Source organism: Enterococcus sp. AN402 (assembly GCF_040719405.1).
GTDB classification, from domain to species: domain Bacteria; phylum Bacillota; class Bacilli; order Lactobacillales; family Enterococcaceae; genus Enterococcus; species Enterococcus faecalis.
On record NZ_JBFDTM010000004.1, the window covers coordinates 2,449,417 to 2,474,216 of the forward strand.

Sequence of the window (24,800 nt, forward strand, 5' to 3'; positions counted from 1 at the left end):
ATCGTCTGATCATCATAAGCTATTTTACACGAAATCTTGAAAAAAGGATAGTTCTAAAAACAAACCTTTTATTCTCAAGGAAAATTATGCGTTGCCGCCGTTTTTCTTGATGATTTCTTCTTGAACAGACTTAGGTACGTCTTCATAGTGGTCAAATACCATCATAAATGTACCGCGTCCTTGTGTTGCTGAACGTAATGTTGTAGCATAACCAAACATTTCAGCTAAAGGTACCATCGCATTAACGATTTGAGAGTTACCGTGTGCTTCCATACCTTCAACACGTCCACGACGACTTGTTACGTGTCCCATGATATCACCTAAGTAATCTTCAGGAACAGTAATTGTAACTTTCATCATTGGTTCTAAAATAACTGGGTTTGCATTTTTAGCCGCAGCTTTCAATGCCATAGAAGCAGCTACACGGAAGGCCGTTTCATTTGAATCGACATCGTGGTATGAACCATCGTAAAGTTTTGCTTTGATATCAACTAATGGATAACCAGCAAGAACACCGTTGTTCATAGAGTCTTCTAACCCTTTTTCAACTGCTGGGATGTATTCACGAGGAACCACACCACCGACAATTGCGTTTTCAAACTCGAAGCCTTTACCTTCTTCATTTGGTGTAAATTCAACCCATACGTGACCGTATTGTCCTTTACCACCAGACTGACGAACGAATTTACCTTCTGCTTTAGTCGCAGCACGGAATGTTTCGCGGTAAGATACTTGAGGAGCACCTACGTTAGCTTCAACTTTGAATTCACGTTTCATACGGTCTACTAAAACGTCTAAGTGCAATTCACCCATACCAGAGATAACTGTTTCACCAGTTTCAACGTTTGTTTCAACGCGGAATGATGGATCTTCTTCAGCAAGTTTTTGTAGAGCCACGCCCATTTTATCTTGGTCAGCTTTTGATTTAGGTTCAACAGCGACTTGGATAACTGGGTCAGGGAATTCAATAGATTCAAGAATAACTGGTGCATCTAATGCACATAATGTATCACCAGTTGTTGTGTCTTTTAGACCAACAGCAGCAGCGATATCACCAGAGTACACTTTGTCAATTTCTTGACGAGTGTTGGCGTGCATTTGTAGGATACGACCGATACGTTCTTTTTTGCCTTTTGAAGCGTTCAATACGTATGAACCACTTTCAAGGACACCAGAATAAACACGGAAGAAAGTTAAACGACCTACGAATGGGTCAGTCATAACTTTAAATGCTAATGAAGCGAAAGGTGCTTCGTCATCAGCTGGACGAGTTGTTTCTTCGTCTGTTTTAGTATCGATCCCTTTGATAGCATCGATATCTAATGGAGATGGTAAGTAATCAAGAACAGCGTCCAACATTAATTGAACCCCTTTATTCTTGAATGCTGAACCAGCTAATACAGGGAAGAACTCAACGTTGATTGTTGCTTGACGGATACCAGCGACTAATTCTTCTTCAGTGATTTCTTCACCTTCAAGATATTTCATCATTAAGTCTTCGTCAGTTTCAGCAACAGCTTCAACTAATTTTTCGCGCCATTCTTGCGCTTTTTCTAAATAATCTTCAGGAATATCAGTTTCTTGAATATCTGTTCCCAAATCATTTGTGTAGATTTCAGCTTTCATTTTAATCAAGTCAATGATTCCAGTGAAGTCTTCTTCAGCTCCGATTGGAATTTGAATTGGATGAGCGTTTGCTTGTAAACGATCATGTAATGATTCTACTGAATAGAAGAAGTCCGCACCGATTTTATCCATTTTGTTACAGAATACAATACGAGGAACTTTATATTCAGTCGCTTGACGCCAAACAGTTTCTGTTTGAGGTTCTACACCTGATTGAGAGTCAAGAACTGTTACCGCACCATCTAATACGCGTAGAGAACGTTGTACTTCAATTGTGAAGTCCACGTGTCCTGGAGTATCGATGATATTTACACGGTAGCCTTTCCACTGTGCAGTTGTCGCAGCGGATGTAATCGTGATACCACGTTCTTGTTCTTGTTCCATCCAGTCCATTTGTGAAGCACCTTCATGGGTTTCACCGATTTTATGGATTTTACCAGTGTAGTACAAGATACGCTCAGTTGTTGTTGTTTTACCAGCATCAACGTGGGCCATGATACCAATGTTACGAGTTTTTTCAAGTGAAAATTCTCTTGCCATTTTGTATGTTTACTCCTCTCTTTATTTAAATCGATTGTAAATTGACTTTCTGCTGCCACTTTACGCGACAGACAGAGAGGATCTTACCAACGATAATGAGCAAATGCGCGGTTTGCGTCTGCCATTTTGTGTGTGTCTTCGCGTTTTTTAACAGAAGCGCCAGTGTTGTTAGCAGCATCCATGATTTCTTTCGCTAGACGTTCTTCCATTGTGTGTTCACCACGTAGACGTGCGTAGTTAACTACCCAACGTAAACCTAAAGTTGTACGACGTTCTGGACGAACTTCAACTGGTACTTGGTAGTTAGAACCCCCAACACGACGTGCTTTAACTTCAAGAACAGGCATAACGTTTTTCATTGCTTGTTCAAAAACTTCCAATGGATCGTTACCTGTAGATTCTTTGATGATATCAAATGAATTATAGATAATGTTAGCAGCAATCCCGCGTTTACCGTCAACCATTACACGGTTGATTAAGCGAGTTACTAATTTTGAGTTATAAATTGGATCTGGTAAAACATCACGTTTTGCAACAGGACCTTTACGAGGCATCCGTAACTCCTCCTTCCGAAATATGATTTTTCAAGTTGTTATTGTCTTATTATAATTAAGCTTTAGGACGTTTTGTACCGTATTTAGAGCGGCTTTGTTTACGGTCGTTAACACCGGCAGTATCAAGCGCACCACGAACGATATGGTAACGTACCCCTGGTAAGTCTTTTACACGTCCACCACGTAATAATACCACGCTGTGTTCTTGTAAGTTGTGACCGATACCTGGGATATAAGCTGTAACTTCGATTAAGTTTGACAAACGAACACGGGCATATTTACGTAAAGCTGAGTTCGGTTTTTTAGGTGTCATCGTACCCACACGTGTACAAACTCCACGTTTTTGCGGAGAGTTAACGTTTGTTTGAGTTTTCTTAAAACTGTTATATCCTTTGTTTAAGGCTGGTGAATCAGATTTTTCTACTTTAGATTTACGAGGTTTACGTACTAATTGGTTAATTGTAGGCATTCCTTGTTCTCCTCCTTCCTTACTTCGCTTCTAGTTCCACACATCCAGGTGGTTCTTTTTTCGCGATAAAAAATAATGCAATCTCTGCACTCTTTATCAAATATGCTTTGATAGACAGTCAGCACGTCCCTATAAGGAACCTGTAGATAAAGCACCTTTGTTAGGATACCACGATAAGTATCAGCTGTCAACCCTCTTCTTTCGCCTTTCGTAAAAAAGCTTTTCCTTCTATTTAAATGCACTTTTCCTTTAAAAATTTTTATGACTTTTTCAAAAACTTTCTATCTTTTTTAGTTAAATAACGGTACAATATCTTTGACTATTGAAGGGGGCGGAAAACAGCGATGAATCTGAAACAAATGGTAGGAATCGAAGCTGCAAAATATGTAGAAGACGGCATGATTGTCGGTTTGGGTACTGGCTCAACAGCAAAATTTATGGTAGACGAAATTGGTCGTCGCGTAAAAGAAGAAGGATTGTCAATCGTGGGGGTTACTACTTCAAAAGAAACAGAGAAACAAGCCTTAGCCTTGGGCATTCCTTTAAAGGGTATTGATGAGGTTCCGTATGTGGATCTTACGATTGATGGCGCCGATGAAATCAGCGCTGATTTTCAAGGAATCAAAGGCGGTGGCGCTGCCTTACTTTTTGAAAAAATTGTGGCCACTTATTCAAAGAAATGTATTTGGATTGTGGATAAATCAAAAATGGTGGACGATTTAGGGGCTTTCCCACTTCCAGTTGAGGTTGTTCCTTATGGCAGCCGCCAACTAGTGCATTTATTTGAAGAAAAAGGCTATCACCCAACACTTCGTTTAAACGCTGCTGGCGAAACATTAATAACAGATGGAGGCCACCATATCATCGATTTACATTTAGAAAAAATTACAGATCCAGAAGCTTTAGGTTCTTATTTAGACAACTTGGTTGGCGTCGTTGAACACGGCTTATTTTTAAATATGGTTTCTATGGTAATCGTCGGTTATGAAGATGGACCGAAAACCTTACATGTTCCCGCACGTTAAGAATGTGTGAAAAAAGATTATTTATATAGGAAGGATAATATATGAAACGAATTGGTTATGCACGCACAACTATTATTGAAGACGATTTAAAAAATCAACTAACCACTCTCCAATCGTTTGGTTGTGATGATATTTTCCAAGAGACATTTGATCCTCAAGCGGAGATCAGTGTCTTAGACGAAGTCGAAAAACTTCTTTCTGCTGGGGATACACTTATTGTTTGTAAATTGCACCATTTAGGTAAAACAACCCGCCAATTAACAGACTTTATGAAAATGTTAAAGGAAAAACAAGTTGATTTTGTCAGCATTTCAGAAGGAATTGATACTCACCTTCCAACAGGTGAAGCCTATTTCCAATTAATGGAGAGCTTATCTGCTATGGAATGTGCACTAATTAAAGAACGAACACTCGTCGGGCTCCACAAAGCTCGTGAAAACGGAAAAGTAGGTGGACGTCCAAAAATCGATGGACGCACCGTCCGCAAAATCCGTGCATTATATTACGAAAACAAAGAAACAATCCAATTTATTTCTAATAAATGCGGCGTTTCGGTGGGCACTTGTTATAAGTACATCAATTTACCTGAGACAGATGTCGAGCGGCTGTATTCCTAAGAATAAAAAAGAAGTCCTTCAGATGGGGCTTCTTTTTTGATTCGATTTCACTCTGATTTTTCAGCAACTTTCACGTTTTTTTACTATTTTCCATTGGAAATCTTGCGCAAAACGGTGTACAATAAACGTGGAAATCTTATTTTCAGAAAACTAAACTCAAAGGAGAGCTTATACATGCCAAAATTAGTTTTTTCTCGTCATGGACTTAGCGAATGGAATGCCTTAAACCAATTTACTGGATGGGCTGACGTAGATTTAGCACCTGAAGGTGTTGAAGAAGCAAAAGAAGGCGGCCGTAAAATTAAAGAAGCAGGCATCGAATTCGACGTTGCTTATACTTCTGTTTTAACTCGTGCCATCAAAACTTGTAACTATTTACTAGAATACTCAGATCAATTATGGGTACCTCAAATCAAATCTTGGCGCTTAAACGAACGTCACTATGGTAAATTACAAGGACTAAACAAAAAAGAAACTGCTGAAAAATACGGAGACGAACAAGTCCACATCTGGCGTCGTTCTTACGATACTCTTCCTCCATTAATGGAAGCAACAGATGAAGGTTCTGCAGCAAACGACCGTCGTTATGCAATGTTAGACCAACGCGATATTCCTGGTGGCGAAAACTTGAAAGTTACTTTGGAACGTGCATTACCATTCTGGCAAGATGAAATTGCGCCAGCTTTAAAAGACAACAAAACTGTCTTAGTAGCGGCTCATGGTAATTCATTACGTGCTTTAGCTAAACACATCGAAGGCATTTCTGATGAAGATATTATGGATCTTGAAATCCCAACAGGTAAACCATTAGTTTATGAATTAAACGATGATTTAACTGTGAAAGAAAAATACTACTTATAAGAACTTGTTTCTTATTAACAAAAGCGGTTTGCCAAGGCAAACCGCTTTTTTATGGATTAAATAAATTGACTTTCGGTTAAACAATCTTTATAAATCGCTACTATGTCCGCTACATCCAATGGTACATAAGCCTTTTCGGCAATTGCACTATGGGCCACAGCTTGTTGTGCCATTTCTTCAAATTTATCTGCTTCGATGCCAACTTCTGGTAATGTCATTGGAATGCCACAAGCCACAAAGTAATCATACAATGCTTGAATACCTTTTTTCGCTGCTACTTCCTCCTCTTGTTCGACTATTCCCCAAACATTTCGAGCAAACTGTGCAAACTTGCCTACGGTTTGTTCAGACAAAACGTAATTCATCCAACGAGGCGTTAAAATTGCTAAGCCAATCCCATGCGTAATGTCATAAAACGCACTTAATTCATGTTCCATTGGGTGACAAGACCAAACACCTTGTTTGCCGCGCCCTGTTAACCCATTTAAGGCTAAACTACTTGCCCACATTAAATTAGCACGTGCATCATAATCTTCTGGATTTTCTAAAGCAATAGGACAATTTTTGATAACCGTTCGCATTAAGCCTTCTGACACAAAATCTTGGACGTCCGTGCCTGTCGAAATACTAAAATAGTTTTCAATCAAATGACTGAAAATATCCGCTGAGCCAGCTGCTGTTTGATTTTGAGGAACCGTAAAAGTATTCGTTGGATCCAAGAACGAAACTTTTGGAATCATATTCGGACCACCAAAGCCTAATTTTTGATTGGTTTCTAAGTTAGAAATGACAGCACCTGCGTTCATTTCACTACCTGTTGCTGCTAAAGTCAAGATGGTCACGATTGGTAAAGCAGGACCAGTATACCCTTTTCTGGCTGCAATGACTGTCCAGATATCTTCTTCCGAATAAAAGCCCGCAGCTATTGCTTTGGAACAGTCAATGGTTGAACCACCGCCAACTGCTAAAATAACATCGACTTGGTTTTCTTTACACAACTCAATTCCTTTTCTAACGGTTTCAATGCGCGGGTTTGGTTCGACACCGCTCAACTCAATCAGTGTATGCCCGTTTTTTTGGGCCAAATCAGTAATTTGTTGGTACAAGCCATTACGTTTGATACTACCGCCACCATAAACAAGTAAGACATTTTTGCCAAATTGATCTAACACAGCAGGTAATTCGTCTAAACGATCTTTCCCAAAACGGATGTCTGTTGGTACATAAAAATTAAAGTTTTCCATTCTTTCATCCTCCATTCAATGCTCTTACGCATTTATCATACTATTTTTTCAAAAATCCGCCAATAAAAAAGCCGAGCAAATGACAGTTGCTTTCACAACGACCGATTGACCCAGCTTTTGATTCTTTTTTATAACGAATCGCTTGTTTTGATTAACAAATAAAGAAAATAAGGCGCACCGATGATCGCAACAATAATCCCTGCAGGCATTTCTCCATTGCCAGGCAATAGCCGACCAATCGTATCACTAACCAATAAAAGTAAACTCCCAAACAACGCCGCCAATGGCAATACCTGTTTTTGTTGCGTAAAACCACATTTGCGAGCAATATGTGGCGCAAGTAAACCTAAAAAATTAATTCCCCCTGTAACGGAAATCGCTGATGCCGCCAACATCACCGCTAACAGCAACGAAACGATTCGTTCTTTTTTCACAGCAATACCTACAGAAATAGCTGTTTCGTCCCCCAATTGTAAAATATCCAACAGACGATGACGCTTCATCGCAAAAAAGAACCCGATGACTAGCCAAGGCAACAAAGCGCCCACAAAGAACCAATTACTGCCCCAGATACTGCCTGCTTGCCACATTGTAACAAAACGGTACTTTTCAGTGTCAATTTTTGATGTAATTAATAAGGTGAGTGCTGAAATACCCGTACTCAAAATGACACCCGCTAAGACCATTCGAACTGGCGTCAATCCTAAACGATGATGATACGCAATTACCAAAATCCCAACAGCCGCTAGCAAGCCGCCAACTAAGGCCACGAGCGGAAGTGCAAACGTCGTGATACTTGTCGTCTCAACAAAACTAATAAACAAAATCACTGCCAAACCAGCACCCGCATTAATGCCTAAAATCCCAGTATCTGCTAACGGATTCCGAGTAATCCCTTGAAGAATAGCGCCGCTTAAGCCTAAAGCTGCGCCCGCTAGGACCGCAAGCACAATCCGTGGTAACCGAAAATCCCAAACTAACAGTTGTTTGGCCTGACTTCCCTGTCCCAAAAGAAGGGCTTTTAAATCCATGAAGGAAACAGATAATTCCCCTTGCGTTAAACTGATACAAGCAGTTAGGATAATCCCAACTATTAAGATAGCCACCCAACGGGACACTTTTTTCTGTGTCATCCTAGTTGCCCTCCTTTACGAAATAAATAAAGAAAGAATGGGATGCCAATTAAGGCCGTGATAATCCCAAATGGTGTTTCAAAAGGCGGATTCACCATTCGAGCGATTAAATCTGCCACCAAAACGAGGAGCGCACCGCCTAACGCCGAGAACGGAATCAAGCGCCGGTAATTTTCTCCAGAAACTGTTCGCATCACATGAGGCACCACCAAACCAACAAAACTGACCGAGCCAACCAGCGCCACAGACAATCCTGATAAAAGCAAAATCGTTATACTGGCAAACAACCGAATACGCTGCGGATTTCGCCCCAAACCAATTGTTGCATCATCGCCAAACCGTAAAATAGTCACCGACGGACTAATCAGAACTGCTAATGCAAATGCGCCCAGAAAGATAGGAACGACTATTTTTAATTGTGCCCAAGAAATAACGCTGACACCGCCAAGAAACCAAAACGTTAACTCTTGACTCAAATTGAACTGAATGGCTAAGAATTGACTAAATGATAAAAAAAGGGCACTAATACCAGCTCCCACTAAGGTCAGACGCATGGGGCTTGCTCCTCGAATTGAATGATTAGAAAGATAATAAATCAGTGCCACACTCACGCCGGCACCAAGAAAAGAAACAACTAAAAGCCACCAATAACTTGCCTGAGGGAGGAAAGCAAAAACAAGCGCTAAGCCCAAGCCAGCCCCAGCATTGATACCCAGCAAGCCAGAATCTGCCAATGGGTTTTGCGTAATCCCTTGCGCTAACGCCCCACTCACTGCTAAACTTGCCCCCACAAAAGCGGCCCCTAAAATCCGCGGCAACCGAACCGTTTGGATGACTTGATGCGCTTGATTGGTCGCATCGAAGTGCGTAAATGATTCAATAATCGTTTGAATCGAAACCGACGTCGCACCAAACATCAATGACAGAAGCATTGTCCCAATTAGCAAAAAAAGACAGACAAGTAACACTTGCCATTGGTGTCTATAAAATCCGCTTATGCCTTTCATCCATCCAGCTCCATTTCCATCAACTCATAAGAAAGCACTAGTGGCCGCTGTGTCTGACTATGATAACTAATTTCTGCTTGAATAGCGAAAACATCTGCTAAGCCAGTAACAGTAATCACTTCTTGCGGTGTTCCCTCATTGATAATCTTTCCCTCTTTCATCGCAATCACGCGATCAGAAAAACGAGAAGCTAAATTAATATCATGAATCGTCATCACGATAGTTTTCTGATGTTCTTGATTAATTCGTTTTAACACATTTAAAATTTCTAGCTGATGCGCTGGATCCAAATAGGTGGTCGGTTCATCTAAAATTAAAATATCTGTATCCTGCACTAGCGCCATAGCAATCCAAACCCGTTGACGTTGTCCACCTGATAAAATCGCCACAGACTCTCTAGCTAATTCAGTTAAGCCTGTTAATTCTAATGCCCATTGTATGTACTCTTGATCTTCTGTGGTGACACTTTTCCAGCCCGATTGATATGGATACCGCCCGAAAGAGACGAGGTCAAAAACAGATAAATCGATTGTATTTTCTGGCGTTTGTGATAAGATCGCTAGTTCTTGCGCCACTTCTTTTGAAGAAAAATGTTGAAGTTCTTGGTTCTTAATGAACACCTTGCCTTTCTCAGCTGGCAAAATACGCGCAAGTGTTTTTAACAAGGTCGATTTGCCACAACCATTTGGTCCAATAATACTTGTAATAGTTCCCGCTTCAAATGAACAGTTCAGCGCTTCACTAATCACTTGACGACCATATCCTGTAGTTAAGTCCTCTGCCTCTAAATAATTCATAACCATTCCTCTTTAATTTTTCTGTCGTTATTTTACATTTATTGAGAATCGTTCTCACTCATTGTTCCTTGATTATAAAAGACCCTTCCTTAAAAAGCAATGTTTCTTCCAATCAAAAAAACGAATTATCTAAAAAATGCAACTTATTTGCTCAAAAAAGCAAGCGATGATTGACAAACGGTCGTTTTTAACTGATAATGAGAATCGTTATCAACTAAAAATAAAGGAGTTACACAATGAAACTTTTAAAAAAGACGGTCCTAATTGGTACAACCCTTCTTCTTGGTTCATTCTTACTCGCAGCTTGTGGTAATACGAATAAAGAAGCCAACAACGCTGACAAAACACATGAAGTAACAGATACCTTAGGCAATAAAGTAACCGTCCCCGCGAAACCCAAACGGATTATTGCGAGTTATTTAGAAGATTATCTAGTTGCATTAGGAGAAAAACCAGTGGCACAATGGACAGTTGGACAAGGCAGCATTCAAGATTATTTAGCGAAAGAATTGAAAGATGTCCCCACTATTTCCTATGACTTGCCATATGAAGCGGTTCTAAAATTTGAACCTGACTTATTATTAATCAGTTCATCTGCTCTAGTTGAAGGCGGTAAATACAAAGAATACAGTAAAATTGCGCCAACTTATGTAGTCAAAAACGGCGAAAATGTCACCTGGCGTGATCAATTGGAAGATATTGCCACTGTTTTAGATAAAAAAGAACAAGCGAAAAAAGTGTTAGAAGATTATGATACCTTAACCAAAGGCGTCCAAGAAGACCTCGGCAAAAAGGATGCTGGCAAATCTGCGGCAGTCTTATGGGTAACCAACAACCAAGTCTTTATGGTTAGCGATAATCGCTCAAGCGGAACCGTGCTCTATCAGGACTTAGGCCTCCAAGTTCCAAAATTAGTGGAAGAAATTTCTAAAAATGCTACTGCGGATTGGAATCAAGTTTCTTTAGAAAAATTAGCTGAGCTTGACGCAGACCACATTTTCCTTGTAAACAGCGATGAATCAGCACCTCTTTTCCAAGAAGCAATTTGGAAGAACTTACCTGCTGTGAAAAATAACCAAGTTCATACCTATGATAAAAAAAGTAGTTGGTTATACAACGGACCTATTGCGAATACTCAAATTGTTGAAGATGTAAAAAAAGCGCTCTTAAATCAAAAAAATGCTTGGATGAAAATAATCATCCAAGCATTTTTTTAATTAGCAATTGCCGTTTCTAAACCAACTTCAATCATTTCATTAAACGTCGTTTGGCGTTCTTCTGCCGTTGTTTCTTCGCCTGTCACCAAGCTATCACTCACCGTCATAATCGCCAATGCTTCTACATCAAATTTTGCTGCTAAATAATATAACATTGCCGCTTCCATTTCAATCGCTAATACCCCGTATCGACCTAAACGAAAGACATCATCTAAGCTATCTTTGTAAAAAACATCATCTGACAATACGTTACCAACATGGGTAGTAAAGCCTTTTGCTTTAGCAATTTCGTAAGATTTGAGTAAAAGGTCGAAGCTCGCAATTTGTGGAAAATCATATTTAGGAAAATCATTGCGAATCGCGGAAGAAGGTGTCGCTGCTGCTTGTGCGATAACTAATTCACGAACGTTGACTTTTTCTGAAATAGAACCACACGTACCAACACGAATTAACTTCTTCACATCGTAAGAGTTAATTAACTCATGGGCATAAATACCTGCTGAAGGCATCCCCATCCCTGTTCCTTGGACCGAAACACGCTGTCCCTTATATGTTCCTGTGTAACCTAACATCCCACGAACTTGATTATAGCAGACAGGATTCTCCAAAAAAGTTTCCGCAATATATTTTGCTCGGAGGGGATCCCCTGGTAGTAAAATTTTATCGGCAATTTCACCTGGTTTTGCTTCGATATGCACACTCATTCTGGTTTACTCCTTTTTTATAAAGCTGCTAGTGTTGCTTTCACTAACTCTTTGAATTGTCCTTTAACGCGTTCAGTTGTTTCAACTACTTCTGCATGATTTAAGCTACTTTGCATACCAGCTGCTAAATTCGTAATACAAGAGATGCCTAGTACTTTCATGCCACTATGCACAGCTACAATGACCTCCGAAACAGTTGACATGCCAACTGCATCTGCACCCATCGTCCGTGACATCCGAATTTCTGCAGGCGTTTCATATGTCGGGCCAGAAAAGCCCATATACACGCCTTCTTTTAAATCAATATTTTGTTCCGCAGCTACTTTTTTTGCCACTTCCCGATATTCTTGCGTGTAAGCATGACTCATATCTGGAAAACGCGGCCCGATTTCTTCATCATTTTCACCAATTAACGGATTATCGCCTGTAAAATTAATGTGGTCATTGATTAACATCAAATTCCCCGGTGTATATGTTTCATTTACGCCACCAGCTGCGTTGGTTACAATCATTGAATGAATGCCTAAAGCAGCCATCACACGAACGGGATAAGTGACCGTTTGCATCGAATGTCCTTCATAATAATGAAAACGTCCTTGCATCGCCAAAACTTTTTTTCCAGAAAGCGTTCCGTAAACTAATTGTCCAGCATGTCCAACGACTGTTGAAACAGAAAAATGGGGAATTTCAGAGAAAGGAATAGCAATCGCATCGGTTATTTCATTAGCTAATTCACCTAACCCAGAACCTAAGATTAGACCGAAGTCTGCTTGTTGCACCCCTTTTTCTTTCAAAAACTCAGTTGTTTCGTTTAAATGGTTCGTTAACGTTGTCATGTGTTGCCTCCTCGAATTATTGTAATTGATTTAAAAAGCTTTGACCGTTTTCCGTTGCAGGAACTTCAAAGTTTTCAGCAATCGTTGCTGAAATATCTGAATAAAATCCTTGTGGCAAGCTGCCTTGTTTTGTCATTTTTTTACTATAAGCCAATAAAGGCACATATTCACGTGTGTGGTCTGTTCCTGGGAAAGTTGGGTCATTCCCGTGATCTGCTGTAATTAAAAGCAAATCATCTTCGGCCATAGCTGCCATAATCTCTGGCAAACGACCATCAAAATCTTCGATGGCTTTTGCATAGCCCTTTACATCACGACGGTGGCCATACAGCGCATCGAAATCCACTAAGTTAGTAAAACTTAAACCTGTAAAATCTTTGTTCATGACCGTTAATAATTGATCCACCCCATCCATATTGCTCTTCGTGCGGATAGCTTCAGTAATTCCTTGTCCATTAAAGATGTCGTTAATTTTCCCAACAGCGATCACATCATTGCCGTTTTCTTTCAACGAATCTAAAACAGTATGGCCAAAAGGATCTAGAGCATAGTCATGACGGTTACTGGTTCGAGTGAAATTACCTGGTTCACCAACATACGGGCGAGCGATAATCCGACCAATCATATAAGGTTCGTCTTTCGTAATGTCACGAACATATTGACAAATTTTATACAATTCTTCTAATGGAATAATGTCTTCATGCGCCGCAATTTGTAAAACAGGGTCTGCTGAAGTATAAACGATTAGATCCCCAGTTTTCATTTGATGTTCGCCATAATCATCAATGACCGCTGTCCCGCTATATGGTTTGTTACAAACAACTTTTCGCCCAGAAAAATCTTCAATTTGTTTCAGCAATTCTTCAGGAAATCCGTTTGGGAATACCCGAAAAGGTTTTTTGATGTTCAAGCCCATAATTTCCCAGTGACCGGTCATAGTATCTTTTCCAACAGAAATTTCTTCTAATTTGGTGGCATAGCCATCGTGGTCTGCCACTGCTTTGACACCTGTTAAAGGAGCAATAGTTCCCAATCCAAGTTTTTCTAAATGAGGAATGGTTAGTCCCGCTTCTTTGGCAATATGACCCAGTGTATCACTGCCGACATCTCCAAATTTTTCAGCATCTGGTGCTTCACCAATACCGACTGAATCTAGTACGATTAAATGAACACGTTTAAACACACTTGCTTCCTCCTCTAAGGTCGTAAATACGTCAAGAATGACAATTATTTTACGCTAGCCTTTTAAATAGTCTCGAGAATCAAACAGAATAATCTATTTATTCTCAGCTCTTCAATTATACCATGAATCCGCTATTATTGCCTGAAAGAGCATTAAAATTTTCACTGATTCCTTCGATTTTAGCAGGGCTTAAAAACTGAAAGAAAAAAAGTCTCCCACCGTAATTAGGAAACTTTTTTATTGTTTTTTTCGAATAGCCTGCTCTTTAAAAAGAACACGACTCTTTATACAATCAAAACTTTTAACACTCCAAGCGGTCTCCCTCTTTTGGCACATTTAAATACCAGATAACCGCTTCTGATAAAATCACACCAATGCCAATGGGCGGATAAAAATAAATACCGATATATCCGATTGCGAAAAGACAAAGATGAATGATTTTTGTTGCCTTACTATAAGATTTCGATTTTCTTAACTTAGCTGCACCTTGTGGATCTTTCACTACATTGTCTTCATAAATGATCCTTGTTAGCAAGAAGTAGGCAAAATCCCAAACCGTATACACAACAAGATAAAAATAAACAGGTGCCCGCATCCACCAAAATTCACTCACCCAAGCAGTTGCTACCGGAATGAAGGCCATGGAGAATAACCAAAAATTATTTGCCCAAAACGCTTTTTTAGAAAACCAATGAGTTACGGACATTATGTAATGATGATTGTACCATGCGATACAGATAAAAATAAAACTGACAATAAACGATAAAAAATATGGGATATTTTCTATCAAACCTGCCAAAACACCCACTTGAGGGGTTTTAATTTCTAAAATCATGATGGTCATGATTATGGCAATGACTGCATCACTAAATGCTTCTACACGTGTTTTATTCATTGAACGTCCTCCACTTTTCCTATGCTTACTACAAACAAAAGTATAGCAGAAAAACCAACGATTTTTGAAAAAAAGCTGCTAGACCTGTTTGGTTTTTTTCAAAATTTCGACACTTCCTTCGAATTGTAAAAAACAGCCAAAAGAAAAGTTACCTTTATCAACTCGCTTTTTTGCAGTGAAGCAGTACCTAATGCCGCTTGTGTTCAACTGATTATCCTAAGAAAAGAAATGGCCCCCCGTCGCTTTGACGGAGGGCCCATTTCTTTTCTTATTTCGTTTTGACGTAATTTTTCCCGTTCGCTTTTGGTCCCGATGATTTTCCGAAGAACACAACTAGGACTAAAATGGTTAATACGTATGGTGCTGCTTGTAGATAAACTTTTGGAATTTCTGAAATAATTGGTAGGTTTTCCCCAGCAATACTCAAGTTTTGTGCAAAGCCAAAGAATAAGGCTGCGCCCATTGCCCCAAGTGGATTCCATTTACCAAAGATCATTGCGGCCATTGAAATAAACCCTTGTCCTGCAATTGTGGTAATCCCAAAACGACCCGCAATACTTTGAGCAAAGACAGCTCCGCCCATACCGCCTAAGAAGCCGGATAGCAAGACGCCAGAATAACGCATTAAGTAGACATTAATTCCCAATGTATCTGCCGCTTGTGGATGTTCTCCCACAGAACGTAACCGTAAGCCAAAACGTGTTTTATAAATGACAAACCAAGCTAAAATCGCAATCAAAATTGCTACGAAAGCTGGCAAAGAGGTTTTTGCAAAGAATAGTTCACCAATCACTGGAATTTTTGACAATCCTGGGAAAGAAAAATAGCCAAATGATTGTGTAATCATATCTGTTTGTCCTTTTTGATAAATAACTTTTACTAGGAAAACCCCTAGCGCCGGTGCCATCAAGTTAATGACAGTACCACTGATAATATGATCTGCTCGTAAGTTAATAGTTGCAACGGCATGTAAGAGAGAAAAGACAATCCCGACAACGCCTCCTACTAAACAAGCAATCCATGGTGTCGCCGCGCCAAATGTATCAGCAAACGTCAAGTTAAAAACGACCGAACTGAAAGCGCCCATTACCATAATACCTTCCAAACCAACGTTAACCACACCACTTCGTTCTGAGAACGTTCCGCCTAATGCTGTCAAGATGAGCGGAGTTGCATACACTAATGTTTGCGTGATGATTGAGGAAATTGTTGCTAAATCCATTAGATGTCTCCCCCCTCTTGATTGTTTTTGTCTGGCGCCGCTTCAATTGTTTCTACAATCGCTACTTCTTTTTTACTACCAGACGCTTTTGCTAACAAGAAACGAATTAAATAACTAATTCCCACAAAGAAAATAATTGCTGCAATAACAACATCAACTAATTCGGTTGGTACACCAGCTATCAACGGCATTCCTTGTCCACCAAGTTTTAACATTCCAAACAGTAATGCGGAAAGTAAAATCCCGATTGAGCTACCTGCTCCTAATAGAGACACAGCCATACCATCGAACCCAATGCTCAACGATGTGTTTTGAATAAAGAAGTTTTGGAAAGTCCCCAATCCTTGGACCGCACCACCTAAACCAGCCAGCGTTCCTGAAATCATCATGGATAAAATAATCGTTCGCTTGCTGCTCATTCCAGCATATTCAGAAGCAAATGGGTTTAACCCCACCGACCGAATTTCAAAACCAAGCGTTGTTTTTTTCATCAAGAACCACACAAGAATAAGGAAAATGAAGGCCAAGAAAATGCCGATGTTCAAACGAGAGCCATCACTGATACTTGTTAAAAACGGTGAGCGTAATGATGCATTCGCACCAATCATTTTGGTGATCCCTTTGTTCGCCATAATACTTGGTTTCATGACATTATTAGCAATATGATTTCCTGTGTACAATAAAATATAATTCAACATAATCGTAACAATAACTTCACTCGTCCCAAAATAGGCACGCAAGAAACCTGGAATAGCTGCTGCTAAAGCTCCTGCAACTGCCCCAACAATAATCGCCACCGGCAACGCAATCATCCGGGGTGCATCAGGCATGGATAAAGCGACCCAAATACTAGCCACCCAACCACATAAGGCTTGTCCAGAAAGCCCGATATTAAAGAATCCAGCCGAATTAGCCACTGAGAATCCTAAAGCGGTAAAAATCAACGGTGCTGCGGTGACAAAAATCTCACCAATACTTTTCTTTCCTTGGAAAGCTGTTTCAAACATCGCTTGATACCCAGCCACTGGGTCATAGCCAAAGATAACCATAATAATTGCCCCTAAGAGGAAACCCATAATAACAGATAACACAGGGACTAAAATATTTCTTATTTTTTCAGAACGATTATTCAACAGTTTCACCTGCCTCTACTTTTGATAACTCAGCACGGGCTTCTTCCAATGAGTAGCCAGCCATTAACAAGCCCAATTCATTTTCTGTCGTTTCTTTCGGATCAACAATTCCGACGATTTCCCCCGCATGAATAACAGCGATACGATCAGAAACATTTAAAATTTCATCTAATTCAAAACTTACTAATAAAACAGCTTTATTTTTATCTCTTTGTTCAATTAGTCGACGATGAATGTATTCAATAGCTCCGACATCTAAACCGCGTGTTGGTTGAGAAACAATCAACAAATCTGGATCGCGGTCAACTTCTCGGGCAATAATCGCTTTTTGCTGATTCCCACCTGAAAGCGCCCGAGCTGGTACTAATTCATTAGGAGTCCGTACATCATATTCTTCAATTAATTCACGGGCGTGTTTGTTAATCATTCGATAGTTTAAAATACCTGTTGAACTGTATGGTTTTTGGTAATACGTTTGTAGGCCAATATTTTCAGCCAATGTCATCTCTAATACTAAGCCATATTTATGTCGGTCTTCAGGAACGTGGGCGACACCCATTTCCGTAATTTCCCGAGGTTTGCGATTAGTAATCTCTTTTTCATTCAAATGAATGGACCCGTTTTCGACTTTGGTTAATCCTGCTAAGGCTTGGATTAATTCTGTTTGTCCATTGCCATCAATCCCCGCAATTCCAACAACTTCCCCTGCTCGGACATCTAAGCTAAGATTTTTCACTGCATCTAAGCCGCGGCTTTCTTTCACTACTAAATCTTTAATTGATAAAATTGTTTCTTTCGGTTGCGCTGGTTTTTTCTCTGTTTTGAAGGAAACAGAACGACCCACCATCATATCGGCTAACTGTTGCGAAGAAACATCTTTCACATTGACGGTGCCAATACTTTGCCCCCGGCGAATGACCGTACAACGGTCTGCTACTTTTTTAATTTCATCTAACTTATGTGTAATTAAAATGATCGATTTGCCTTCATCGGTTAGTTCTTTCAAAATAATCATTAATTCATCAATTTCTTGTGGCGTTAATACTGCGGTTGGTTCGTCAAAAATTAAAACGTTCGCACCACGATATAAGGTCTTTAAAATTTCAACCCGTTGTTGCATACCTACAGAAATATCGCGAATATAGGCATTGGGATTTACATCCAACCCGTATTGCTTAGACACTTCTTCAATCTCTTTTTTCGCTTTTTTCCGGTCTAAAATACCGCCATGGGTAGGTTCACTACCTAAGATAATATTTTCAGTCACAGTAAAGGCTTCAACTAACATAAAATGCTGATGGACCATTCCGATTCCTAAACGATTGGCTGCAGTAGGACTTGTAATGTTGACTTTTTCGCCATTCATATAAATCTCACCTGAGGTCGGTTCCAATAGCCCTGATAAGATATTCATCAAGGTCGACTTGCCTGCACCATTTTCACCTAGCAGTGCGTGGATTTCACCAGGTTTTACTTGTAAATCAATTTGGTCGTTGGCTTTGAACGTCCCAAATTCTTTGGTGATTTTACGCATCTCAATTACGTTTTCTTCTTGAGACAAGGTCTATTCACTTCCTAACAAAATTATATTGGCAATACTTTAGAGGGTAATTTTGACCCTTAACTAAGTAGTTGAAGAACCTCAACTATTTAGTTAAAAATCCAAACATCATAAAGGGTTTCCTTGGCAGCCGTCGCTGCCAAGGACCACTTTATTTTTAGAAGGAACAATAATGAGCCATTCTTTTTTCATTTAGGAGCTTAAATTATTCTGGTTTTTCTGGGACTTTTACGTCACCTGAGATTACTTTATCTTTTGCTGTTTTAACAGCTTCTTTTGTTTTGTCGTTTAAATAGCCGTCTGTTAAGTCAACGCCACCATCTTTTAATCCATAAACTAAATGTTCGCCACCAGGGAATTTGTCTTCTAACGCACGGTTGGCAATATCTTGAACCGCTGTGCCGACACCTTTAAGCGTTGAAGTTAACGTGAAGTTGTCTTCTTTGCCGTCTTTTGTTTTGTACTTGCCATCAGCATCTTGATCGCGGTCAACACCGATTACCCAAACTTTGTCGCCAGAACCTGATTCATTCAAGTCTTTTGCTTCTTGGAAGACCCCTTGTCCAGTCGCACCAGAAGCATGGAAGATGATATCAACGCCGTTTTGATACATTGCAGCAGCTAAAGCTTTCCCTTTGGCAGGATCAGCAAATGAAGCCGCATATTTTGTATCAACAGTAATTTCTTTACCTAATTCTTTCGCAGCATCAGCCACACCTTTTTCAAAACCAGCTTGGAAACGGTCAATTACGACCCCTTCTTCACCACCAACAAAACCGACTTTGTTCGTTTTTGTTTCGTTTGCAGCAGCAACACCGGCTAAGTAAGCTGCTTCATTATCTCTAAATGTTGCAGAAACGACATTCTTTTTGCCATCGATTTGATCATCGATTAAAACAAAGTTTGTATCAGGGTTGGCATCTGCTGCAGAAGAAATTGCATCTTTTAGCAAGTAGCCAATACCAAAGATTGTGTTGAATTTACTTGATACCGCTTGGTCAATATTTGTTGTATAGTCAGCTGCATCATTCGATTGAATATATGCATACCCTTTTGAACCTTCTGGTAAATCATGTTCTTTACCCCAAGCTTGCAATCCTTCCCAAGAAGATTGGTTGAACGACTTGTCATCCACGCCGCCTGTATCTGTAATGATTACAGCACTATGCGCTGCATCCCCTTTGCCACCGCCGCTTTCAGCGGTTTTTCCTTTGCCACCACCACATGCTGCAAGTGAAACTGATAAACCTAATGCAATCAAACTAAAACCGAATAATTTTGCTTTTTTCATTTCTGTAAAGCCTCCTAAAAATAGTTTAATGTATTTAAACAACTAAGTTGTTTCTAAGGTTGGTCTGGGACTTTTACGTCACCAGAGATGATTTGTTCTTTGGCTTCTTTAACTGCCGTTTTGGCTTGATCGCTTAGGGCTTCTGTTGTTAAATCAACACCGCCATCTTTCAATCCATAAGTTAATTGTTCGCCGCCAGGGAATTTATCTTCTAATGCAAGATCAGAGATTTTTTTCACAGCAATATTTACACCTTTTATGGTTGAAGCTAACGTTAAGTTATCATCCTTGCCATCTTTGGTTGTATATTTACCGTCTTCGTTTTGGTCACGGTCAACACCAATCACCCAAACTTTATCTTTTGAACCTGTTTCATTTAGCGCTTTGGCTTCTTGGAAGATTCCTTGTCCTGTAGTCGCCGCTGCGTGATAAATAATGTCGGCACCTGCTTGATACATAGAAGAAGCTAAGGCCCGTCCTTTTGAAGCGTCTGCAAATGTCCCTGCATAAGTAGACGTAATTTGAATATCTTTGCCTAATTTTTTGCCAGCGTCTGCTACACCTTTTTCAAAACCAGCTTGGAAACGGCCAATAACGGGTCCTTCAACCCCGCCAATAAATCCTACTTTGTTGGTTTTCGTAGTGTTAGCTGCTGCCACACCTGCTAAATACGCAGATTCATTATCTCTAAATGTTGCAGAAGCGACGTTGTTTTTCCCATTAACTGTATCGTCGATTAGAACGAAATTCGTTTCTGGGTTGGCGTCCGCTGCATCTACTACTGCATTTTTTAGTAAATACCCAATGCCAAAAATCGTTTTAAATTGACTTGAAATGGCTTGGTCAATGTTTGATGTATAATCAGATGCTTCATTTGATTGAATATACGCATACCCTTGAGGTCCTTCTGGAAGTTTGTGCTCTTTGCCCCACTCTTGCATTCCTTCCCACGCAGATTGGTTAAAAGATTTGTCATCAATGCCGGCTGTATCTGTGACCATTACGACACTATGTTGTGGATCACCTTTTGTGTTGGCGTTCTTTTTGCTATTGCCGCCACATGCAGCTAACCCAATGGTTAAGGCAACTGCTGCCAATCCTAGACCTAAAAATTTTGCTTGTTTCACTTTCCGAAAAGCCCCCTACTATTTTATCTATTATTTCATTCGCATTTATGCTATTGAAATCTACTTTGAGCCCAACGAAACCTTATGTCCTTTTTTTAAAAATCTTTATCTGTAAATGAATAGGGCAATAATGCCTCAACTGTCATTGTTTTAGTCGCGCCATCTTTACCAACTAGCGTGACCGGCATTTGTGGATCAAAGAATTCAGCCATTACTTGACGACAAGCGCCACATGGAGAAATGGGTGCCTCTGTATTACCTGCTACAACTAAATGTTGGAAGGTCCGTTCATCTTCTGAAATGGCTTTAAAAATCGCCGTTCTTTCTGCACAATTTGTTAAACCAAAGGAGGCATTTTCAATGTTGACTCCTTGATACATTTTCCCGTCTGCAGTCACTAAGCAAGCGCCCACAGGAAAATTAGAATACGGTACATAGGCGTGTGCCAATGCTTCTACGGCACAATCAAGCCATTCTTGTTTTACTGTCATCTTTTTCGCCACACCTTCGTTTAATTTGAAATACGAATTAATACCCTTCGCCAGTTGCGCCAGAAACAATTGCTACACCCGTACTTGCACCGATGCGTGTTGCCCCCGCTTCAATCATTGCTAACGCTTCTTCTGCATTATGCACGCCACCAGAAGCCTTAACGCCCATGTCAGGACCAACTGTCTCACGCATTAAACGAATGTCTGCTACTTTAGCGCCGCCTGTTGAGAAGCCAGTAGATGTTTTAACGAAATCGGCACCTGCTTCTTTGGCTAATTCACAAGCTTTAACTTTTTCTTCGTCTGTTAATAATGCTGTTTCAATAATCACTTTGACTAACGCTTTTCCTTTGGCTGCATCTACTACGCCTTGAATGTCTTGACGTACGTAATCGTATTGTTGTGATTTTAATGCACCAATATTAATCACCATATCCACTTCATTCGCACCATTTTTAATCGCATCAGCTGCTTCGTATGCTTTAACTTCTGGTGTATTTGCCCCCAAAGGAAAGCCAATAACGGTACACACAGCGACGTCGGTATCTGCTAATTGCTCGCTAGCAAAAGCGACCCAACAAGGATTGATACATACAGAGAAAAAGTTGTACTCCTTAGCTTCGTCAATAATTTTTTGGACAGCGGCTTCTGTCGCTTCTGGTTTCAAAATAGTGTGGTCAATCATGCGGTTTAATTCCATGATGAGAATTCCTCTTTTCTTTTTGTTTTATTCCGTAATAATATCGTGAATCAAAATAGGCTCTTCGCCGGTTGGTCCAATTTCAATGTTTTTATAAAGCAATTGTTCGACTTCTGTCACGTCTTCACGATTGGCATAAATGGTTAGTAATGATTCGCCTTTTTCAACTGGGCTCCCTACTTTTTTGTGAAGTTTCAAGCCAACTGCAAAATCAATCGTATCTTCTTTCGTAGCACGACCAGCGCCCAGCAACATTGCGGCAACGCCAATTTCATTGGCAACGATTTTTTGTACCACGCCTGTTTCTTTGGCAGGTAAATCAAATTGATAAGTTGCGGTTAATAATTTTTCTGGCTGGTCAACAACGGAACTGTCGCCGCCTTGATTTTCAATCATTTCTTTAAATTTTGCGAGCGCTCGACCGCTTGTTAATGCTTCTTCTAATAAAGCCCGTGCTTCGTCTAACGTCTCGGCTTTTTTAGCTAAAACGACCATCTGACTTCCTAAGACATAGCACATCTCCACTAAATCTTCTGGCCCATTTCCTTGCAAGGTCTCGATTGCTTCAACGATTTCTAAACTATTTCCGATGGCCTCCCCTAAAGGTTGTGACATGTCTGAAATTACTGCCATCGTTTGGCGATTTGCCAGTTTTCCAATGCGAACCATTGTTTCCGCTAATCGACGAGCACTTGCTAGGTCTTTCATAAAGGCCCCTTCACCAGTAGTCACGTCTAAGACAATCGCATCTGCCCCTGCGGCAATTTTTTTACTCATAATGGAACTTGCAATTAATGGAATTGAGTCAACAGTGGCGGTCACATCACGTAACGCATAAAGTTTTTTGTCTGCTGGTGCTAGATCACCTGACTGACCAATCACTGCCACTTTTGTATCGTTCACCAATTGAATAAAACGTTCTTCTGTCAATTCAACTTTAAAACCAGGAATCGCTTCTAATTTATCCAACGTACCGCCCGTGTAGCCTAAGCCACGACCAGACATTTTTGCTACATTGACCCCGACACTAGCAACTAACGGCGCTAAAATAAGCGTCGTAGTGTCGCCTACGCCACCTGTAGAATGCTTGTCGACTTTGATTCCTTTTATAGAAGAAAGATCCACAATTTCGCCTGAATGGACCATTGCTAACGTCATTTGTGTAATTTCTTCGTCTGTCATATCTTGGTAAAAAACAGCCATTAAAAAGGCACTTACCTGATAATCTGGAATTGAACCATCTGTGTATCCGTTGATAATAAATTGAATTTCTTCGCTTGTTAGTTGATGCCCGTCACGTTTCTTTTCAATAATGTCTACCATTCTCATGAATTCGTTCCCTCCGATTTCCCGATAATGTATTATACAACAAAATCGTTCAGCTTTAAACCATTTAGTAAACCAGTTTACTATTATTTTTTTCTTGTGAAAACGCAAACAACACGAACGTTCTATTTCTAAGCTGTTTTTTAAATCGGTTTTGTGCTTTTTCTAGCAATAAACGTCGCATCAAAAACTTTATTTGGAACTTTCCCTGTTGGATCTGCAATAGCTTCCACCAAAAATTTTGCTGCATAATAGCCAATATCAAAACTCGGCTGATAGACGGTTGTTAAACTCGGCACCAAATATTCGGAAATTTCCAAGCCATCAAAACCAACCACCGAAATATCGTCAGGAATTTTCTTGCCCGCTTCTTCAATGGCTTGATAAGCTCCCATCGCCATTTCATCATTGCCACAAAAAATTGCTGTGATTTCTTCATTTTTCAAAACTTCTTTCGCCGCAGCATAGCCGCCATGCAAGTTCAATTCCCCAGCACAAACATAATGCGGACGAAAAGGTAAATTATTGTCCTGTAACGCATGCTGATACGCCGTCACTCGTTCCGTCAAACGATAATAGCCGGCACTTTCACGCAACATGCCAATATGCTGATGCCCTTGTTGAATCAAATGATGGACCGCTTGATAAGCACCTTCGTACTCTTTAACGATTAATCGTCCACTATCTCGTGGATTAATCCCACGATCGACAAGAATGACAGGAATCGGATGTTCTCGTCGGTCTTTTAAAATATGATTTTCTGGCAAAACATTCGGCGTGGCAAAAATAATGCCATCCACCGACCGATGAATCAACTCGCTAACATATTGCATCGCTTGCTCGGAATCATGCTTTGAATTGCATAACAAAATCATGTAGCCTAACGAATTTAAATATGTTTCCACACCTTCAATCACTTTTGAGAAAAAGAAATCCGTCACATCTGGCACAATCATACCAATGGTTTTGGAATGACGGTTGATTACATTCGAAGCAAAGTAATCTGGTTTGTAATGATTTTCAGCGACTACCGCCAACACCTTGTTGCGGGTTTTTTCACTGAAACGACTCCCTTTATTATTCAGAATTTGTGAGACGGTTGTGACAGAAACACCAGCCATATCAGCAATTTCTTTAATCGTTAGTTTCATCGCGCCCCTCCCAACGTCTCCTTTTGCATTGACAGACATTTGTAGACGTGTTACAGTCTTCAAAATACTTATCGAATCTTTTACATTTTA

The 24,800-nt window shown here is 40.1% G+C and carries 24 protein-coding genes; 4 read left to right on the plus strand and 20 right to left on the minus strand.

Annotated elements, in window-relative coordinates:
• Window positions 1–84 precede the first annotated feature (84 nt).
• The 3 genes from fusA to rpsL form a co-directional block, all read right to left on the minus strand.
• Complete coding sequence (gene fusA, locus AB1I62_RS13430; protein ID WP_002356192.1) at window positions 85–2,166, minus strand: elongation factor G; 2,082 nt, start codon at window positions 2,164–2,166, stop codon at window positions 85–87.
• An 83-nt stretch (window positions 2,167–2,249) separates the two neighbouring features.
• Window positions 2,250–2,720 carry a 30S ribosomal protein S7 gene (gene rpsG / locus AB1I62_RS13435; RefSeq protein ID WP_002356191.1) on the minus strand — a complete coding sequence of 157 codons (471 nt, stop codon included), beginning with the start codon at window positions 2,718–2,720 and terminating at the stop codon, window positions 2,250–2,252.
• 55 nt (window positions 2,721–2,775) lie between these two features.
• Window positions 2,776–3,189 carry a 30S ribosomal protein S12 gene (rpsL, locus tag AB1I62_RS13440; protein WP_002356190.1) on the minus strand — a complete coding sequence of 138 codons (414 nt, stop codon included), beginning with the start codon at window positions 3,187–3,189 and terminating at the stop codon, window positions 2,776–2,778.
• A gap of 344 nt (window positions 3,190–3,533) precedes the next feature.
• On the opposite strand from rpsL, the gene rpiA reads away from it, so the two are divergent.
• From rpiA to gpmA, 3 genes are all read left to right on the plus strand, one after another.
• Entirely contained in the window at window positions 3,534–4,214 is a 681-nt protein-coding gene (gene rpiA, locus AB1I62_RS13445) for a ribose-5-phosphate isomerase RpiA (protein WP_010709139.1), read from the plus strand.
• Between the two features lie 41 nt (window positions 4,215–4,255).
• Window positions 4,256–4,831, plus strand: a complete 576-nt coding sequence (locus AB1I62_RS13450) for a recombinase family protein (protein WP_002356188.1) — start codon at window positions 4,256–4,258, stop codon at window positions 4,829–4,831.
• Between the two features lie 174 nt (window positions 4,832–5,005).
• Window positions 5,006–5,692, plus strand: coding sequence for a 2,3-diphosphoglycerate-dependent phosphoglycerate mutase (gpmA, locus tag AB1I62_RS13455; protein WP_002359343.1), 687 nt, complete (start codon window positions 5,006–5,008; stop codon window positions 5,690–5,692).
• Between the two features lie 56 nt (window positions 5,693–5,748).
• Here gpmA and AB1I62_RS13460 read toward each other — a convergent pair whose 3' ends face one another.
• The 4 genes from AB1I62_RS13460 to AB1I62_RS13475 all read right to left on the minus strand — a co-directional run bounded on the left by AB1I62_RS13460 (window position 5,749) and on the right by AB1I62_RS13475 (window position 9,879).
• Entirely contained in the window at window positions 5,749–6,951 is a 1,203-nt protein-coding gene (locus AB1I62_RS13460; RefSeq protein WP_002386357.1) for an iron-containing alcohol dehydrogenase, read from the minus strand.
• A 113-nt stretch (window positions 6,952–7,064) separates the two neighbouring features.
• Window positions 7,065–8,069 carry an iron ABC transporter permease gene (locus AB1I62_RS13465; RefSeq protein ID WP_002392918.1) on the minus strand — a complete coding sequence of 335 codons (1,005 nt, stop codon included), beginning with the start codon at window positions 8,067–8,069 and terminating at the stop codon, window positions 7,065–7,067.
• The gene (locus tag AB1I62_RS13470) at window positions 8,066–9,076 is read right to left on the minus strand and encodes an iron ABC transporter permease (RefSeq protein ID WP_002388739.1); all 1,011 of its coding nucleotides are present in this window, start codon (window positions 9,074–9,076) and stop codon (window positions 8,066–8,068) included. The genes AB1I62_RS13465 and AB1I62_RS13470 overlap by 4 nt, the downstream gene beginning before the upstream one ends.
• Window positions 9,073–9,879 carry an ABC transporter ATP-binding protein gene (locus AB1I62_RS13475; protein WP_002356183.1) on the minus strand — a complete coding sequence of 269 codons (807 nt, stop codon included), beginning with the start codon at window positions 9,877–9,879 and terminating at the stop codon, window positions 9,073–9,075. Before AB1I62_RS13475 ends, AB1I62_RS13470 begins: the two co-directional genes overlap by 4 nt.
• Window positions 9,880–10,109: 230 nt before the next feature.
• Here AB1I62_RS13475 and AB1I62_RS13480 point away from each other — a divergent pair, with 230 nt between their 5' ends.
• On the plus strand, window positions 10,110–11,090 hold the full coding sequence (locus tag AB1I62_RS13480; protein ID WP_367019342.1) for an iron-hydroxamate ABC transporter substrate-binding protein: 981 nt from the start codon (window positions 10,110–10,112) through the stop codon (window positions 11,088–11,090).
• Here the strand turns inward: AB1I62_RS13480 and deoD are convergent.
• From deoD to AB1I62_RS13545, 13 genes are all read right to left on the minus strand, one after another.
• Window positions 11,087–11,794, minus strand: a complete 708-nt coding sequence (deoD, locus tag AB1I62_RS13485) for a purine-nucleoside phosphorylase (protein WP_002359338.1) — start codon at window positions 11,792–11,794, stop codon at window positions 11,087–11,089. The genes AB1I62_RS13480 and deoD overlap by 4 nt on opposite strands.
• A gap of 17 nt (window positions 11,795–11,811) precedes the next feature.
• The gene (locus AB1I62_RS13490; RefSeq protein ID WP_002356180.1) at window positions 11,812–12,630 is read right to left on the minus strand and encodes a purine-nucleoside phosphorylase; all 819 of its coding nucleotides are present in this window, start codon (window positions 12,628–12,630) and stop codon (window positions 11,812–11,814) included.
• A gap of 16 nt (window positions 12,631–12,646) precedes the next feature.
• A complete protein-coding gene (gene deoB, locus AB1I62_RS13495; RefSeq protein ID WP_002356179.1) occupies window positions 12,647–13,813 on the minus strand; it encodes a phosphopentomutase in 1,167 nt (388 codons plus the stop codon).
• Window positions 13,814–14,114: 301 nt separating this feature from the next.
• Complete coding sequence (locus tag AB1I62_RS13500; protein ID WP_002367631.1) at window positions 14,115–14,708, minus strand: TMEM175 family protein; 594 nt, start codon at window positions 14,706–14,708, stop codon at window positions 14,115–14,117.
• A 268-nt stretch (window positions 14,709–14,976) separates the two neighbouring features.
• On the minus strand, window positions 14,977–15,930 hold the full coding sequence (locus AB1I62_RS13505) for an ABC transporter permease (protein ID WP_002356172.1): 954 nt from the start codon (window positions 15,928–15,930) through the stop codon (window positions 14,977–14,979).
• Window positions 15,930–17,063 carry an ABC transporter permease gene (locus AB1I62_RS13510; protein WP_002356171.1) on the minus strand — a complete coding sequence of 378 codons (1,134 nt, stop codon included), beginning with the start codon at window positions 17,061–17,063 and terminating at the stop codon, window positions 15,930–15,932. Before AB1I62_RS13510 ends, AB1I62_RS13505 begins: the two co-directional genes overlap by 1 nt.
• Window positions 17,056–18,624, minus strand: a complete 1,569-nt coding sequence (locus tag AB1I62_RS13515) for an ABC transporter ATP-binding protein (RefSeq protein ID WP_002381361.1) — start codon at window positions 18,622–18,624, stop codon at window positions 17,056–17,058. Before AB1I62_RS13515 ends, AB1I62_RS13510 begins: the two co-directional genes overlap by 8 nt.
• A gap of 205 nt (window positions 18,625–18,829) precedes the next feature.
• A complete protein-coding gene (locus AB1I62_RS13520) occupies window positions 18,830–19,915 on the minus strand; it encodes a BMP family protein (RefSeq protein WP_002356169.1) in 1,086 nt (361 codons plus the stop codon).
• A gap of 53 nt (window positions 19,916–19,968) precedes the next feature.
• Window positions 19,969–21,042 (minus strand): BMP family protein, encoded by a 1,074-nt coding sequence (locus AB1I62_RS13525; protein ID WP_048738116.1) that lies wholly within the window; start codon window positions 21,040–21,042, stop codon window positions 19,969–19,971.
• A gap of 95 nt (window positions 21,043–21,137) precedes the next feature.
• Window positions 21,138–21,602: a cytidine deaminase gene (locus AB1I62_RS13530; RefSeq protein ID WP_002387503.1), complete on the minus strand. Its 465-nt coding sequence runs from the start codon at window positions 21,600–21,602 to the stop codon at window positions 21,138–21,140.
• A complete protein-coding gene (gene deoC, locus AB1I62_RS13535; RefSeq protein ID WP_002356166.1) occupies window positions 21,571–22,233 on the minus strand; it encodes a deoxyribose-phosphate aldolase in 663 nt (220 codons plus the stop codon). The genes AB1I62_RS13530 and deoC overlap by 32 nt, the downstream gene beginning before the upstream one ends.
• A gap of 27 nt (window positions 22,234–22,260) precedes the next feature.
• The gene (locus AB1I62_RS13540) at window positions 22,261–23,562 is read right to left on the minus strand and encodes a pyrimidine-nucleoside phosphorylase (RefSeq protein ID WP_074653886.1); all 1,302 of its coding nucleotides are present in this window, start codon (window positions 23,560–23,562) and stop codon (window positions 22,261–22,263) included.
• A gap of 140 nt (window positions 23,563–23,702) precedes the next feature.
• On the minus strand, window positions 23,703–24,710 hold the full coding sequence (locus AB1I62_RS13545; protein WP_002356164.1) for a substrate-binding domain-containing protein: 1,008 nt from the start codon (window positions 24,708–24,710) through the stop codon (window positions 23,703–23,705).
• Between the last annotated feature and the right edge of the window lie 90 nt (window positions 24,711–24,800).

What these genes read in the sequence shown, in the direction of transcription:
- rpsG (WP_002356191.1), bottom strand. Translation starts at nt 2,720, where the DNA reads ATGCCTCGTAAAGGTCCTGTTGCAAAACGTGATGTTTTACCAGATCCA.
- AB1I62_RS13545 (WP_002356164.1), bottom strand. Translation starts at nt 24,710, where the DNA reads ATGAAACTAACGATTAAAGAAATTGCTGATATGGCTGGTGTTTCTGTC.
- AB1I62_RS13450 (WP_002356188.1), top strand. Translation starts at nt 4,256, where the DNA reads ATGAAACGAATTGGTTATGCACGCACAACTATTATTGAAGACGATTTA.
- AB1I62_RS13460 (WP_002386357.1), bottom strand. Translation starts at nt 6,951, where the DNA reads ATGGAGGATGAAAGAATGGAAAACTTTAATTTTTATGTACCAACAGAC.
- rpiA (WP_010709139.1), top strand. Translation starts at nt 3,534, where the DNA reads ATGAATCTGAAACAAATGGTAGGAATCGAAGCTGCAAAATATGTAGAA.
- rpsL (WP_002356190.1), bottom strand. Translation starts at nt 3,189, where the DNA reads ATGCCTACAATTAACCAATTAGTACGTAAACCTCGTAAATCTAAAGTA.
- AB1I62_RS13505 (WP_002356172.1), bottom strand. Translation starts at nt 15,930, where the DNA reads ATGGATTTAGCAACAATTTCCTCAATCATCACGCAAACATTAGTGTAT.
- fusA (WP_002356192.1), bottom strand. Translation starts at nt 2,166, where the DNA reads ATGGCAAGAGAATTTTCACTTGAAAAAACTCGTAACATTGGTATCATG.
- AB1I62_RS13480 (WP_367019342.1), top strand. Translation starts at nt 10,110, where the DNA reads ATGAAACTTTTAAAAAAGACGGTCCTAATTGGTACAACCCTTCTTCTT.
- AB1I62_RS13470 (WP_002388739.1), bottom strand. Translation starts at nt 9,076, where the DNA reads ATGAAAGGCATAAGCGGATTTTATAGACACCAATGGCAAGTGTTACTT.
- AB1I62_RS13500 (WP_002367631.1), bottom strand. Translation starts at nt 14,708, where the DNA reads ATGAATAAAACACGTGTAGAAGCATTTAGTGATGCAGTCATTGCCATA.
- deoD (WP_002359338.1), bottom strand. Translation starts at nt 11,794, where the DNA reads ATGAGTGTGCATATCGAAGCAAAACCAGGTGAAATTGCCGATAAAATT.
- AB1I62_RS13490 (WP_002356180.1), bottom strand. Translation starts at nt 12,630, where the DNA reads ATGACAACGTTAACGAACCATTTAAACGAAACAACTGAGTTTTTGAAA.
- AB1I62_RS13475 (WP_002356183.1), bottom strand. Translation starts at nt 9,879, where the DNA reads ATGGTTATGAATTATTTAGAGGCAGAGGACTTAACTACAGGATATGGT.
- gpmA (WP_002359343.1), top strand. Translation starts at nt 5,006, where the DNA reads ATGCCAAAATTAGTTTTTTCTCGTCATGGACTTAGCGAATGGAATGCC.
- AB1I62_RS13465 (WP_002392918.1), bottom strand. Translation starts at nt 8,069, where the DNA reads ATGACACAGAAAAAAGTGTCCCGTTGGGTGGCTATCTTAATAGTTGGG.
- AB1I62_RS13540 (WP_074653886.1), bottom strand. Translation starts at nt 23,562, where the DNA reads ATGAGAATGGTAGACATTATTGAAAAGAAACGTGACGGGCATCAACTA.
- AB1I62_RS13520 (WP_002356169.1), bottom strand. Translation starts at nt 19,915, where the DNA reads ATGAAAAAAGCAAAATTATTCGGTTTTAGTTTGATTGCATTAGGTTTA.
- deoC (WP_002356166.1), bottom strand. Translation starts at nt 22,233, where the DNA reads ATGGAATTAAACCGCATGATTGACCACACTATTTTGAAACCAGAAGCG.